This window comes from Acinetobacter sp. S4397-1 (assembly GCF_024129285.1).
Classification (GTDB): Bacteria; Pseudomonadota; Gammaproteobacteria; order Pseudomonadales; family Moraxellaceae; genus Acinetobacter; species Acinetobacter lwoffii_C.
Genome location: NZ_JAMXXZ010000012.1, coordinates 37,317 through 52,152 on the forward strand (window position 1 = coordinate 37,317; position 14,836 = coordinate 52,152).

Genomic DNA, 14,836 nt, shown 5'->3' on the forward strand with positions numbered 1-14,836 from the left:
CTATGCGTTTAAGCAGCTTAAAACTTTCAGGCTTCAAATCTTTTGCTGACAGCACCACGCTACACTTTAAAGATAATCGTACTGCGGTGGTCGGGCCCAATGGTTGTGGGAAATCCAATGTGATTGATGCCATTCGCTGGGTCATGGGTGAATCTAGTGCCCGCCAGTTGCGTGGTGGCAGCATGCAGGATGTGATTTTTACCGGAACCGCCAAGCGTAAACCAGTAGGCATGGCCAGTGTAGAATTACGTTTTGACAATACTTATGGCAAGCTGGGCGGGGCTTATAATGCCTATAGTGAGCTGGCTGTACGGCGACAAGTCAACCGGGATGGCAAGTCTGAATATTTCCTGAATGGCAGCAAATGTCGCCGTCGTGATATTACCGATATTTTTCTGGGGACCGGTCTGGGACCACGTTCCTATGCCATTATTGAACAGGGCATGATTAACCGTCTGGTCGATGCCAAGCCGGAAGAAATGCGGGTCTTTATTGAGGAGGCTGCTGGCGTTTCGCGTTATCAGGCCCGTCGCCGCGAAACCATGCTGCATCTGGACCACACTACACAAAACCTGTCCCGTCTGGAAGATATTGCTGCTGAACTGAAAGCTCAGCTAAAAACCCTGAAACGCCAGTCCGAAACCGCGATTCAATATAAAGAGCTGGAAGCAGAGATTCGCCGGATCAGGGTTGAAGTGCTTTCGTTCCAGTCGGAGCAGAGCCAGCGCCTGCAAGAAGAATACACGGTGCAGATGAATGAACTGGGTGAAAGTTTCAAGCTGGTCCGTTCAGAGCTGACGACGGTCGAGCATGACTTGGGAACCACCAGCGAGCTGTTCCAGCGCCTGATCCAACAATCTACACCGCTACAAAGCGAATGGCAGCAGGCTGAAAAAAAGCGCAGTGAACTGGAAATGACTTTGCAGCAGAAGCAATCCCTGTTGCAGCAGAACTCCAATAGTCTAATCAAACTGGAAGAGCAAAAAGCCCAGACCAAAGAACGGCTACAGTTGACTGAACTACAACTGGAAACCCTGCAAGCACAGCTTGAAGAACAGACAGTACAGCTACACCAACAGGAAGGCCAGAAGCAGAATCAAACGCAGCAGCTGGCAGAGCTTAAATCTCAGCAAGCAGCAGTCGCGGCCCAATTTACGCAAATTAAAACCCAGGTAGAGCAGCAACAACAGCGTCAATTACAGATGCTGGCGCAAAGCGAACAGCTGGCAAAAAATATTGCCCGTATCGAGCAGCAAAAACAGACCTTGGCTCAGCAAGTTAGCCAGATTCAGCAGCAAGTACAGCAGGATGAGCTGGAATATGATCAGCAAGATAGAGCCCAGGCTGAACAGCAGCTTGCAGGCCATGAAGCCCGGCTGCAAGAATTCAAAACTCAACTCGAGCAACTTCAGGCACAACAGGCCACGCATCAACAGCGTCTGATGCGGCTGAAATCGGAAATTCAGGTGCTGCATTCAGAACGGAAAAACCTGAGCCAGTTACTGACCAAAGCCCATCCACCGGTCAAGACCGATAGGGTACAGCTCATGCAGGTCTTAAAGCTTCAGCCTGCGGCCAAAGTCCATGCCGCTTTGATCGAGAAGTTTCTGGCCAAATGGCTCTCGGCTCAAGTGCTGACACAAGATGAGTATTTTTTAGAGAATCATGCACGTCAGCTCAAGACGCAAACGGTGCAGCTCCAGATACAAATCGCCGGCTTGCCATGTCTGGCGGACTGGATTGCCGCGCCCCATTATTCACTCTGGCAGCAGGTCGCCGTTGCCGAATCTTTTCATGCCGCTTTAAGCCTGCAACCGCAGTTACAGCCGGGTCAGTCGATCCTGAGTCTGGATGGTTACCATGTAGGGCCAGACTGGGTCATTGCGCTGGATTATGATGCACATAGTCAGGCCGGACAGGGTGCGCTCAGTCATCGTATTCGTCTGGATGAGATTGAGCAGCAGCTTGCTGAGCTCGAACCACAGCTTACAGAGGCGGAACAGCAACTCCCTGAGCTGAATCAACAGATCGCAGCCCTACATCACCAGATTCAGGCGAGTAGTGAGCAGCAGAAGCAGGCGCAAAAACAGTTACAACAACTTGATTTAAATATTGCCAAAGCCCAGAGTGCGACACAGGCCTTTACGCTACAGAAGCAGCAGTTACACAATCAATTGCAACAGCTGGAAGAGCAGCTGGAAGAAGATGCCATGCAGAAAGATGATCTGGAAATTGATCTGCATGCTTTAAACCTGAAATTGGAGCAGGCACTTCCGCAGTATAAAACCCTGCAATTTCAGCTGGAAGAACTGAATACTCAGCTGGAAGATGCACAGCAATTGAGCCAGCAGGTACAGCAGGAAGCGGAATTGTTGCGCCGGCAAAGTGTCCAGAGTCAGCAACAGCTCGAATTACTGGAAAAAGATCAGGTCTTTTTAAAACAGCAATATCAGCAAATTGCGCTCCAGATTGAGCAGGCCAAAAAGTTTGTTGATCCGGTACAGCTGGAATTACCCGCGCTACATAGCCAGTTTAAGGAACAGGCGCAGATCACGGAAAAACTGCAAAACACCTGGGCAGACTGGCAGCTTGAACTGAAGCAGTTGCAGGACAAACAGCAAAATTTAACAGAACAGCGACATCGCTTTCAACAACAGGATGAGAGAATCCGAACCGAACTGGAGGCGAAGCGTCTGGCCTGGCAGGCAGCCAAATCAGATTTACAGCATTATTCAGAACAGCTAAAAGAAATGAATAGTGAGATGATTTCCGGTTTGACGCTGGATGTACAGGCACATCAGGCCAAGCTGGAAAAAGCCCAGGCTAAGTTTGACAAATTGGGCGCAGTCAATCTGGCAGCTTCCGCAGAATACGAAGAAGTTTCCCGACGTTATGAGGAACTCAGCCACCAGATGCAGGACCTAGAAAATACAGTGGAACAGCTCCAAGCTGCCATGAAAAGTATTGATCAGGAAACCCGTAAGCTGTTTATGAACACTTTTGATCAGGTCAATGCCGAGCTGCAACACCTGTTCCCGAAAGTGTTTGAAGGCGGTGAAGCCAGCTTGAGTCTTGAAGACGGATGGCAATCGGGTGTAAAACTGATGGCAAGACCCCCGGGCAAACGCAACAGTTCGCTGGCTTTGCTGTCTGGTGGTGAAAAGGCCCTCACGGCATTGGCTTTGGTCTTCGCGATTTTTCGTTTAAATCCGGCGCCATTTTGTGTGCTGGATGAAGTGGATGCACCGCTGGATGATGCCAACGTGGGACGTTTTTGTAATTTAGTCAAAGAGCTTTCTGAACACGTGCAATTTATTTATATTACTCATAACAAACTTGCAATGATGATGGCGACTGATCTGTTAGGTGTAACCATGCCTGAACCGGGCACATCAAAACTAGTGACAGTAAATTTGGAACAGGCAAAAGAATACGGCTTAGCTGCGGAGGTATAACATGGAAATCACCACAATTATCGGGATTATTATTGCAGTTGTAATCATGCTGCTCGGCATCAAAATGATCTTTAAAAAACCTGCTGAAGCTGTCCCTTCTCTTGATGCAGATCTCCATATTGACCCGGATAGCCAGACGCCCGTCATTCCACGTCATGTGCGTTCACAGCTCAACAAAAAAGAAGCAGAAGCGGTAGAGCGGGTAGAACCACGCCTGCATGAAGAAACCCCTGTAGCGCTGTCTGCAAATCCCGACCAAGTCGAACCGGGACTTGCAGATGCAGCAAGTGTGGCAAAAGCAGAGAAGCATCAAGCTGTTACAGCAGAGGCTAAACCTGCCCCAGAACAGCTAGAAGATACACCGGCTGACGTGGCAGCCCCTAAAGCAGGCTTAGAACATCAAGCAGAATCTCAGCCGCAAGAGCAGATAAAAACTGAAGAAAGCAAAGCAGATATGACCGAAACGGTGCATGACTCAGCGCCTGAGTTCAGCCTGAACAGCAATATCGAAAAAGCTGAAATCTCTGAATTTAATGATGAAAGCAGCATTCTGGATGCACATCTGCATGAGCAAAAAATTGTGGATGAAGAAAGTGCGCTGGCCAATGCTGAAATGATCATTTCATTGCATATCTATCCGCAAAACCGTGTACTGTCGGGTGATAAAACCCTAAAAGTCTTGTTAAAATACGGCTTGCGTTATGGCGAGCTGGCCTGTTTCCACCGTTATAGTGAAGATGGTTCCAAACTGCTTTTTTCGGTGCTGCGCATGACAGATATCGGCATGGAAGGCTTTGATCTGGAAACCTTATCTACTGAAGAAGTGAAAGGTTTGGCTTTCTTCCTGGCACTGCCGCATAGCGATGTACAAAATGCCTTTGATACCATGGACAGTGTTTCACGCCTGATTGCCCGTGAAGTAGACGGGATTGTCTATGATCAGAATCATCAGGAATTTACCCCGCAATTACGTGAATTCTGGCGTCATCAGGCCATCGATTATCGTGCCGGACAAACTGCTGCAGAAGCTTGATTTGCAATATTGAATCTGTCGGTTCCGATTTTTATAATAGCCAACAGCTGAATGTGTATAGGGCGGATTAACCGCCCTTTTTTATGGTGAAATTATGACCCAAGATGCCACTGTCATTGCGCAAATGCGTCAACTGATTCAACTGCTTGCCCGGCATAATCATGCCTATTATGTAATGGATCAGCCAACCATTGAAGACAGTGAATATGATCAGCTTTTTCATCAGCTTAAAGCGCTGGAACAACAATATCCACATTTGAGACAACCGGATACGCCAACCGACAAGGTCGGAGGGCAGCCGCTGGCAAAATTTGTTTCCGTGACTCATGCAGTGCCTATGCTGTCTCTGGGCAATGTCTTTAACCAGGATGATCTCTTTGCCTTTGCCCGCCGGATTGAAGAGCGTTTGCCAAAGCAGACAATTGAATATGATGTCGAATTAAAGTTCGATGGCCTAGCGATTTCTCTGTGGTATGAACATGGGGTACTGGTGCGCGGTGTCACGCGGGGTGATGGCGAAACGGGTGAAGATATTACCCAGAATGTCAAAACCATCCGGAACTTGCCGAAGTTTCTGGTAGCGGTGAATGGAATCATTCCAGAGCTGCTTGAAGTGCGCGGTGAAGTCCTGATGCCGAAGTCCGGTTTTGAACGCTTGAATGCCGCCAATCTGGACAAAGGGGAAAAAACCTTTGCCAATCCACGAAATGCTGCGGCAGGAAGTTTACGCCAGCTGGATCCGAAAATTGCCGCTTCACGCCCTCTGGCATTTTATGCATATGGCATTGCCCAGTGCGTACCGCATCATGGTCAGGACAGCATGTCAGCCAGTCTGGAATGGCTGAGCCAGTTCGGGTTTGCAACCGGAGAGCAGCACTTTATCTGCCAGTCGATTGAGGAAGTGCAGGCTGTTTATGAGCGGATGATTCAGCAGCGGGTTGATCTAAGCGTAGAAATTGATGGCTTGGTCATTAAAGTCAATGACCTGAAACAGCAGCAGCAACTCGGCTTCTTGAGCCGTGAACCGCGCTGGGCCACTGCCTATAAATTCCCAGCCGTGGCGGCCATTACCACAGTTGAGCATATTGACTGGCAGGTCGGCCGCACTGGTACCTTGACCCCAGTGGCGCGCTTGAATCCAGTTGCAGTGGGTGGCGTCACGGTTTCCAATGTGACCTTGCATAATATAGGCGAGATTCACCGTCTGGATGTACGGATTGGTGATACCGTGAGTGTCTATCGCAGTGGAGATGTGATTCCTAAGGTTGAAAAAGTCTGGCCGGAATTTCGTCCTGCCGATGCACTTGAGGTTCGTTTGCCAGATACCTGTCCGGTCTGTGATTCACCAGTAGTTATGCCAGAAGGTGAGGCACTGGCACGCTGTTCAGGGGGGCTATACTGTGCGGCACAGCGGATCGAGGCGATTCGTCACTTTGTTTCGCGTAAGGCCATGGATATTGAAGGTCTGGGCGACCGTTGGGTAGAATCGCTGTTGCATCTGAATCTCTTGAAAGATATCTCGGATATTTACCATCTGCATGAGCATCGTGAAACCTTGCTTGGTATTGAAAAGATGGGAGCCAAATCGGTTCAGAACCTGCTGGATGCGATTGAAAACAGCAAGAAAACCACACTGGCAGCATTTATCTATGCACTCGGTATTCGGGGGGTAGGTGAAACCACGGCGCGGATGCTGGCCAATACCTTCCAGACTCTGGACGCCTTACGCCATGCTGATCTTGAAACCTTAAAGAAAACACCGGATGTGGGGGATATTACCGCAGAATGGATTATTGATTTCTTTCAGGCACCGCATAATCTGGAAGTGCTGGATCGTCTGCTTGCCGCAGGCATTCACTGGGATGCACCGGTTGCTCCGACTCGCCAGCCACTCAATGGTGAAAGTTGGGTGGTGACCGGAACCCTCAGCAGTATGGGACGTGATGAAGCAACGCAATTATTGCAAGCCCTCGGTGCTCGGGTGAGTGGCAGTGTATCTGCTAAAACCAAATGTGTGGTGGCTGGAGAAAAGGCCGGCTCGAAACTGGATAAGGCTGAAAAACTGGGCGTACCCGTGATGAATGAAGAGCAGTTTATTGATTTGATGCATAATTATGGCCTGCTGGAAGCCTAAGCTATTTTCTTGGCTTTTTAATCGCCTCTAAATATTAAAAAAGACACCTTCGGGTGTCTTTTACTTTCAAATCACTCTACCCGTTAAGGAATATAGCGTTTGACCAATCCGTCATCAAGAAGCTGCTGAAAATGCTCAACCAGACTTTCTTGTACCGGACGATATTGAATTCCGAGCTGATCCTGACTTTTTTGTGCATTAAAATAAATTGGATAGCCCATGTTGAGTTCGACAAATTTCCGGCTAAAGCCGGCAAGTGGGCCGAACATCTTAAATGCAGTTTTAGGTAACTGATTACGTGGGAAAGGAAACTTGGCACCAAAAGCTTTACGCAAAATTTTTCCCATCTCCAGCAGGCTTAAAGTCTCACTACAAATAATATAACGGCCTTCGGCCTCGGGATTAAATGCTGCACGGAGATGTGCTTCAGCCACGTCTTGTACATCGACAACCCCATTCCACATAGGCGGAACACCCAGCAGGGTCAGACCATTGGCAAACTGTTGCAGAACTTCCACGCTGCCAGACTGGGTGTTGGGGGTAAGGGATTCTCCAAATACCAGAGCAGGATTAATACAAATCAGATCCCAACGGTCCTGCGCCTCCGCCATTTCCCAAGCCTTGCGTTCTGCCATCACCTTGGAATAAGGATAAGGCTGATGATGGGACGAGCTGGTCATATTCCAGTGCGACTCATCAAAACGCTGCTGTTTGGTTTGTAAGATATCGATGGCATCGCCATAGGTCGAGGCAATACTAGAAGTCACCACCACGCGTTGAACCGATTCGGTCTTATTGATGCTATTTAATACATTTTCTGTGCCCACAACTGCGGGCTCAATGATATCTTTTACGGGGTCTGTATAATTGGTCACAACAAAAGGCGAAGCCATATGAAACACGATTTCACAGTCCTGCATCGCCGCATCAAAAGAACCCGGGGTTAGCAGATTGGCTGCAAACAGTTTAAGTGTGCCAGGAGCAGTGTCGGCAATCTGCTCCAGATGCTTAAAACTTTGCGTCTTGTTTAAATCCCGAACAGTAGCGTGAACGGTATACCCTTGAGTTAAAAGTTTTTGAATTACCCAGCTGGCGATATAGCCAGAGGCACCGGTCACGAGCACAGGCGCTGTAGTTGATGGTTGTATCATAATGAAACCGTTGTTGTTTTAAATTTCCCTGCATCATAAGACAAATCATGCATAAAATACCCCAATATAATGATATTTATACAAATATGATGAGTATTTTTTATCACGATGATTTTTTACAATTTTTAACGTTTGATTTTTCTAGTAAAATTTTGACTTTGGAAAAGATACAAGCAGTTGCAACATCTTGTTTTCTAAACGGGATTTATCTGAATTGAGAGGGTAAATGCAAGTGCTTCTCATTTTAATTTTATAAAAATCATATATTTACGTAAATTTAACTTTTGCAAAACCGCACAGTTTTATTCATAATAGATTTTATAAAATAGGGAGTAGTTCAAAATGCGTGGTAATCCAGAAGTCGTAGACTATTTGAATATGCTGATTGGCGGCGAGCTGGCTGCCCGTGACCAATATCTGATTCACTCTCGTATGTATGAAGATTGGGGCTTGAGCAAGATCTTCGAACGAATTGATCATGAAATGCAGGAAGAAGCCCAACATGCGGATGCAATTATCCGTCGTGTCCTGTTTCTGGAAGGCAAGCCGAACATGATGCGTGATGATATTGAAGTCGGTGAAGATGTGGTCAGTTGCTTGAAAGCCGATTTAAAACTTGAGTATCATGTGCGTGAAAAGCTGGCTCAGGGAATCAAGCTGTGCGAGGAAAAAGGGGATTATATCACCCGTGATCTGCTACGCCAGCAAATGTCTGATACTGAAGAAGATCATACTTACTGGCTGGAAAAACAGCTGAGGTTGATTGAGTTGATTGGTCTGCAAAATTATATCCAGTCACAGATGTAAAACATAGATAGAAAATCCCGCAATTTTGGCGGGATTTTCTATATTGAAAGGCGCTATTTTGAACACCCAACCATTTTTGATAATCCAGACGCGGGCAGACTGCTAAATGACAAGCAATAAAATGAGTGATTGATATAAAACAATAAAATTGAAGCGTGTAATGACAAGGCTTGGAAAAAATAGTAGCTCAGATCTACAGAACCGGATGAATCTTAAATTTAAGTTTATAAAGCTGCTCTTATTCTAAGCAGACTGTGGCATTATCTAGAGCTTGAACCTGTTAAAAAAATAAAGAATTAGATCAAGTGCATGCTAAAAGAAAAATTTTTAACTCCATTTTTACAGCTGACTCACTGTCTGATCGTAAGCTGTCTGTTTGCAACTGCTGCAGTACCGGTCGGGGCTGCCAATCCAGCCGATCCAAATAAAATCCTGCGTGATGTTTTTCCTGTGGCTGAAACCGGCTTTGATCCGGCTGCGACTCATGATGTCTATTCTGGCCGGGTCAACGCTGCCATTTTTGAAAATCTATTTAGTTATGATTATCTGGCGTCCCCGGTCAAACTGGTACCGAATACGGCAGTCGCTTTACCACAGGTCAGCGCGGATGGTCTGACTTATATTATTCAAATCAAGAAGGGAATTTATTTTGCAGATGATCCGGTATTTAAAGGCAAGAAGCGTGAACTGACGGCTGCTGACTATGCCTATTCACTGAAACGGCTGATAGACCCGACCTTACATTCTCCAAACAGCTGGTTGCTGGAGGGCCGGATCAAGGGGACGGAAGCCTTACTGGCACAGGCTAAAAAAACCGGCAAGTTTGATTATGATCAGCCCTTTGAAGGCATCCAGACGCCGGATCGCTATACCCTGATTTTAAAGCTGATTAAACCGGATCAGAACTTTGCAATGCTGCTTGCCCATCAGCCGGCAGCGGCGGTCGCCAGAGAGGTCATTGAAAAATATCGTAATAAGGCCGGCTTTGTGATGGATCATCCGGTGGGCACCGGGCCCTATCTGCTGAGTCACTGGACACCAGCTTCACGGATCATCTTAACCGCCAATCCGAACTATCGTGGCTTTGTCTGGAACTTTAAGGCCAGTCATCATGCAGATCAGCCTATTATTAAGGCCATGCAAGGAAAGAAAATGCCACAGATTGGTACCATTGATATTCGGGTGATTGAAGAAGCTCAGTCTCGCTGGCTGGCTTTTAGTAAAAATGAGCTGGATATCAGTGAAATTGAGGGTGATCTGGTGGTACAGGCATTAGAAAATGGTGTACTCAAACCGAATTTAAAAAAGCAGGGCATACAGCTTTCTCGCATTAGCGATCCTTTAATTGGCTATCAGTACTGGAATATGCGGCATCCGGTCGTCGGCGGATTGGCAAAGGAAAAAATAGCCTTACGTCGGGCAATGGCAATGGCATTTTCAACTGAGAAGATGATCAATATTCTGTATAAAGGCGATGCCAATCAGCTACAAATGCCGATTCCTCCCGGGATGGTCGGTTATTCTCCACAGTACAAGAGCAGTATTCCCTACTCAGTCAAGGCGGCCAATCTGCTGCTGGACCGCTATCAATATCAGGTCGGGACGGATGGCTGGCGGCGTCAGCCGAATGGCAAGCCGCTGGAAATTGAGCTGATTGTGGGAAATACCAGCCGTGGCCAACAGCAGGCTGAATTCTGGAAAAAGGCACTCGACAGCATCCAGATCAAGATGGTGAGTAAAGCCATGCCATTTGCTGAAGCCCTTAAACTGGAAAAGCAGTGCAAGACCATGTTTAAAGGCTCGGCCTGGATTGCAGACTATCCGGATGCCGATAACTTTATGCAGCTGTTTTACGGTAAAAATATCCACATGAGCAATAATTCCTGTTTCAGGCATCCCGAATTTGACCGGCTCTATGAGCAGACCCAGAGCATGAATCCGGGTCCTGAACGTGATGCCCTGTATCGCAAGATGTCACGCATTCTGGAGGTTAATATGCCGGTTCTCATGCTGTACAGCAGCTACCGTAATGTACTCACTCAAGCGCGGGTGATTGGCTATAAGAACCATCCGATTTTGTCAGCAGAATGGATGTATCTCGATGTCGATTCTAAAAAATAATCCAACACTGGAGCGATGGATGCAGTCAAAGAAAATGAAAATAAGCACTCTCAGTGTGTTGCTCATGATGAGCAGTTCCGGGGCAATCGCGGCTCAGCCCTCATTCTTGCCTTTATTTAAGGCAAGCGAGATTCCCGTCTTATGTGATGCAAACTTAAAAAAAATGCACAAGCAGGTTAAAAAGTTTGAAAACAAAAAAATAAAAAACAATGCCCGGAGTTCGGCCTATTTGGCAGAGTGGGACAACATTCTGGCCGAAGCGAGCGATTTTATTTCACCGATTGGACTATATAGCAATATAGATCCTGATCCGGCCATACGTCAGGCCGCAGATGATTGTGAGCTTAAAAGTGATCAATATCTGACGGCACTGTATCAGCGTCCACAGCTTTATGTCCAATTCAAGAAATTAACCGCAATAGATGAAATTGATCAGAAATATCTGAAGGATATTCTGGAACAGTTTGAAAAAAACGGTATACAGCTGAGCGCAGACAAGCAGAAACGCTTAAAGGAAATTATGGATGAGAGCACCAGGCTCTCTCAGGATTTCTCCAAAAACGTACGGGATAATCAGGACAAGGTTGAATTTAATCCAGAGGAAATGAAAGGTTTGCCAGACAGTTATATGGCAGGCCTGAAGACAAATACCCGTGGGAATTATGAGTTAGGCTTTGATTACCCGGAATATCAGCCTTTTATGGAGCTGGCAGACAGCGATGCAGCACGTAAACGCTATCAGACGGCGTATAGCCGGCGTGGTACTGAACAAAACCTGAAGCTGATGAAAAGGGCAATCGATCTGCGTTATGAGCAGGCACAACTATTTGGAAAAGACAGCTATGCCCATTTTGCCCTGGCATATCGTATGGCTAAAACCCCTGAAGCCGTCAATGCTTTTCTGGAGGAAGTTCATGCCAAGGTGGCGCCGCTAGAAAAACAGGAGATAGAGGAATTACGTCGTTTCAAGGCAGAAAGCTTAAAAATTCCTGTAGAAACAGCAAAAATTGAGCGTTGGAACCAGCTTTACTGGAATGAAAAGCTACGTCAGGCCAAATACCAGATTGATCAGGAAAAACTGCGCGATTATTTTCCAACTGAAGCTGCACAGAAATGGTTATTTGCCCTGTCTTCTGAACTATACGGCACCCAGTTCAAGCCGGTGAAAGTCAAAGCCTGGCATGATGAAGTGGAATACTATGCTGTGCATGACACTGCTTCCGGAGAGTTTCTGGGCGGCCTGTATCTGGATAAATACCCACGTAAAGGTAAGTATGGCCATGCCGCGGTGTGGGGTGTGTATGGGGGCAGCCGTTTAAATGAGCGCCGTCCCATCTCCGTTTTGGTGACCAACTTTAACCGTAAAGGGCTGAACAGCAATGAGCTGGAAACCTTTGTACATGAAATGGGACATGCCTTGCATGGCCTGCTATCTAAAACCCGCTATAGTGAGCAGTCAGGCACATCGGTAGAACGTGACTTTGTTGAAGCTCCTTCACAAATGTATGAAGAATGGGCGCGCCGTTTTGAAACGCTGTCTAAAGTGGCCGACTATTGTGAACCCGCCTGTCCACGCATTGATTCAGCCATGGCCGAGCGCTTAAAAAGCGTCAAGAATTATGGCCGGGGAGCGCATTATGCACGTCAGACCCTATATGCGCAGTATGACATGGCTGTGCATGGCCAAAATGCCTTAAGCCTTGATCCCTTAAAACTCTGGCAGGAAATGGAAAGTCAAACTGCCCTGGGATATGTCTCGGGACAACAGTTTCCGGGCCAGTTTGGGCATTTGATGGGGGGCTATCAGGCAGGTTATTACAGCTATATGTGGTCACAAGTTTTGGCACTCGACATGCTGTCTGCTTTTGGGGAGCATTTGATGAATCCTAAAGTGGGAGCACGTTATCGCGCTACGGTACTGGCTCAGGGGGGGCAAAAGCCGGGTGAGCAGATGGTCAAAGACTTACTGGGACGTGAGCCAGACAGTCAGGCGTTCTTCAAGGAAATTTCAGGACATTAAGTCAGGGCAGGGATACAATGCTGGCATATATAATTCGCAGGATTTGGCAAATGATTCCCACCATGCTGGGTGTGATCTTGCTGATTTTCTTTTTGTTTAATTGGGTGGGAGGAGACCCGGCGTATATTCTGGCAGGGAAAATGGCCAATCTGGAACAGATTGAAAATATCCGGCAGCAGCTGGGAGTTGAACAGCCCTATTATGTCCAGCTCTGGATATTTATCCAGCAGATCGTCAGCTTTGATTATGGCCTGAGCTGGAGTACCGGAGAACCCGTCTCGCAGATTATCATCACCCGTTTGGGACCTTCACTGACCATTTTAATTCCCTTAACCATTTTACAAACTTTAATTGCCATTATTCTGGCACTGGCTGTGGCTGCTGTACGAGGCTCGCTGACTGACCGCATGATCATGATGCTCTGCACCATTGGCATGTCGATCAGCATTCTGGTGTATATCATCGTTTTTCAGTATGTACTGGCCTATCAGCTGAGCTGGTTCCCGGTTCAGGGCTGGAGCGACAGTCTGACTAACAACCTGTTTCAATATGCCATGCTGCCGATTCTGATTATGCTGGTGGTCAGTATTGCACCGATGCTGCGCTTATATCGCAGCTTTGTACTGGATGAAGTCAATCAGGACTATGTGCGTACCGCACGGGCAAAGGGCTTGGGGGAAAGCCGGATTCTGGGCGTACATGTACTGCGTAATGCTTCAATTCCCATGATTACGGATGTCATGTCGAACTTGCCGGCCCTGCTGATCGGTGCTTTTTTGATTGAACGTTTCTTTGGTATTCCTGGCATTGGACGTGAAGTGATTATTGCGGTAGAGCGCTCTGATTTTCCGGTTATTAAAGCCATTACCGTATATGTGGCAGTCGCGACCATGCTGTTCAACCTGATCGCGGATGTCATCTATAAATGGATTGATCCGCGTATACAGTTGAAGTAGGTGAAGGTATGCTGAGTGCCATTTTAAAACGAACGCAGGCTCACCAGACAGCTGCATCTGCCTCAAGCGGATTATGGCAACTGGCCTGGCGCCGTCTAAAGCGTGACCGTATTGCCATGTTGTCGTTGTGGATTGTTGGATTCTATTTTCTGCTGCTGATCTTATCTCTCAGTGGCATGCTTGCCAAAGACTGGGATCAGGAAGTGGCGGTGAGCTATGCACCTCCCACTTTTATGAAGAGTACCCCGGCAGTCGAGGTTTCATTTCCTGAAGAAAGCCAGCTCAGAGCGGCATCAGGAAAACCAGTCGAGCCTTTACAAAATAACGGCACGGCATTAAATCTGCAAGTTGCTACTGTGCAGGGAGCAGGTCAGATCATAGAGGATTATAGGGTGGTCGATCCTTTGGCTGAAGATATGCTGGCCATCGAACAGGAACTGGGAGGCCAGTTAATAGATCAGCGCAATGAGCTGAAACAGAGCCTGATTTTTGGTGCAGATAAATGGGGACAGGATATACTGCTAAAAACCATTAAAGGTGCAGAAACTTCGATTCTGGTGGGGCTGGTTGCCGCAGTAATGTCGGTGGCTATCGGCACGTTATTGGGTGCAGTCGCAGGGTATTTCAGTGGCTGGGTCGATGATGCACTGAACTGGTTTTATAATATTTTTACCTCAATTCCTTATCTGTTACTGATACTGGCCATTGCGGCGGTATTGCAGCAAAAAGGTATTCTAGCCATTATCCTGATTTTAGGGCTGACGGGCTGGACCGGGGTATTTCGTCTGGTACGGGCTGAGTATATGAAGCACACTTCACGTGAATATGTAATGGCTGCCAAAGCTATAGGGGTCAGCCATATGCGGCGTATGTTTGTGCATATTTTTCCCAATGTAAGCCATATTGCGCTGGTACAGATGTCCATTCTGGTGGTGGCCTTTATCAAGTCTGAAGTGATTTTAAGCTTCTTGGGCTTTGGCGTACCGACAGGTGTGGTGTCGTGGGGCAGCATGCTGAATGAAGCACAAAGTGAGCTGATTTTAGGAAAATGGTGGCAACTGGCAGCCGCCTCCATTGCCATGGCGGTGTTGGTGACGGCATTTTCGATGTTTAGCGATGCACTGCGTGATGCATTAGATCCCAAACTGAAATAGGAGCC

At 47.3% G+C, this 14,836-nt stretch carries 9 protein-coding genes; 8 read left to right on the forward strand and 1 reads right to left on the reverse strand.

The window, feature by feature from the left end:
• The first annotated feature begins 2 nt into the window (after window positions 1-2).
• The 3 genes from smc (at window position 3) to ligA (ending at window position 6,622) form a co-directional block, all read left to right on the forward strand.
• Entirely contained in the window at window positions 3-3,455 is a 3,453-nt protein-coding gene (smc, locus tag NI467_RS08150) for a chromosome segregation protein SMC (RefSeq protein ID WP_253152230.1), read from the forward strand.
• Window position 3,456: 1 nt separating this feature from the next.
• Window positions 3,457-4,488: a cell division protein ZipA C-terminal FtsZ-binding domain-containing protein gene (locus NI467_RS08155; RefSeq protein WP_253152193.1), complete on the forward strand. Its 1,032-nt coding sequence runs from the start codon at window positions 3,457-3,459 to the stop codon at window positions 4,486-4,488.
• Between the two features lie 94 nt (window positions 4,489-4,582).
• Window positions 4,583-6,622: an NAD-dependent DNA ligase LigA gene (gene ligA, locus NI467_RS08160; RefSeq protein WP_253152195.1), complete on the forward strand. Its 2,040-nt coding sequence runs from the start codon at window positions 4,583-4,585 to the stop codon at window positions 6,620-6,622.
• A gap of 83 nt (window positions 6,623-6,705) precedes the next feature.
• Here the strand turns inward: ligA and NI467_RS08165 are convergent, their stop codons facing one another.
• Window positions 6,706-7,773, reverse strand: a complete 1,068-nt coding sequence (locus tag NI467_RS08165) for an aldehyde reductase (protein WP_253152197.1) — start codon at window positions 7,771-7,773, stop codon at window positions 6,706-6,708.
• A gap of 342 nt (window positions 7,774-8,115) precedes the next feature.
• Here NI467_RS08165 and bfr point away from each other — a divergent pair, with 342 nt between their 5' ends.
• The 5 genes from bfr to NI467_RS08190 all read left to right on the forward strand — a co-directional run bounded on the left by bfr (window position 8,116) and on the right by NI467_RS08190 (window position 14,831).
• Entirely contained in the window at window positions 8,116-8,580 is a 465-nt protein-coding gene (gene bfr / locus NI467_RS08170) for a bacterioferritin (protein WP_151204903.1), read from the forward strand.
• Between the two features lie 309 nt (window positions 8,581-8,889).
• Window positions 8,890-10,701, forward strand: a complete 1,812-nt coding sequence (locus NI467_RS08175) for an ABC transporter substrate-binding protein (protein ID WP_308729487.1) — start codon at window positions 8,890-8,892, stop codon at window positions 10,699-10,701.
• A 19-nt stretch (window positions 10,702-10,720) separates the two neighbouring features.
• Complete coding sequence (locus NI467_RS08180; protein ID WP_253152232.1) at window positions 10,721-12,721, forward strand: M3 family metallopeptidase; 2,001 nt, start codon at window positions 10,721-10,723, stop codon at window positions 12,719-12,721.
• A 17-nt stretch (window positions 12,722-12,738) separates the two neighbouring features.
• Entirely contained in the window at window positions 12,739-13,677 is a 939-nt protein-coding gene (locus NI467_RS08185; protein WP_253152198.1) for an ABC transporter permease, read from the forward strand.
• A gap of 8 nt (window positions 13,678-13,685) precedes the next feature.
• Window positions 13,686-14,831, forward strand: coding sequence for an ABC transporter permease (locus NI467_RS08190; RefSeq protein WP_253152200.1), 1,146 nt, complete (start codon window positions 13,686-13,688; stop codon window positions 14,829-14,831).
• The last annotated feature ends 5 nt before the right edge of the window (window positions 14,832-14,836 follow it).

Excerpts from the sequence above, each read along its gene's own strand:
- bfr (WP_151204903.1), top strand. The coding sequence starts at position 8,116 with ATGCGTGGTAATCCAGAAGTCGTAGACTATTTGAATATGCTGATTGGC.
- NI467_RS08175 (WP_308729487.1), top strand. The coding sequence starts at position 8,890 with ATGCTAAAAGAAAAATTTTTAACTCCATTTTTACAGCTGACTCACTGT.
- NI467_RS08165 (WP_253152197.1), bottom strand. The coding sequence starts at position 7,773 with ATGATACAACCATCAACTACAGCGCCTGTGCTCGTGACCGGTGCCTCT.
- smc (WP_253152230.1), top strand. The coding sequence starts at position 3 with ATGCGTTTAAGCAGCTTAAAACTTTCAGGCTTCAAATCTTTTGCTGAC.
- NI467_RS08180 (WP_253152232.1), top strand. The coding sequence starts at position 10,721 with ATGCAGTCAAAGAAAATGAAAATAAGCACTCTCAGTGTGTTGCTCATG.
- ligA (WP_253152195.1), top strand. The coding sequence starts at position 4,583 with ATGACCCAAGATGCCACTGTCATTGCGCAAATGCGTCAACTGATTCAA.
- NI467_RS08155 (WP_253152193.1), top strand. The coding sequence starts at position 3,457 with ATGGAAATCACCACAATTATCGGGATTATTATTGCAGTTGTAATCATG.
- NI467_RS08185 (WP_253152198.1), top strand. The coding sequence starts at position 12,739 with ATGCTGGCATATATAATTCGCAGGATTTGGCAAATGATTCCCACCATG.
- NI467_RS08190 (WP_253152200.1), top strand. The coding sequence starts at position 13,686 with ATGCTGAGTGCCATTTTAAAACGAACGCAGGCTCACCAGACAGCTGCA.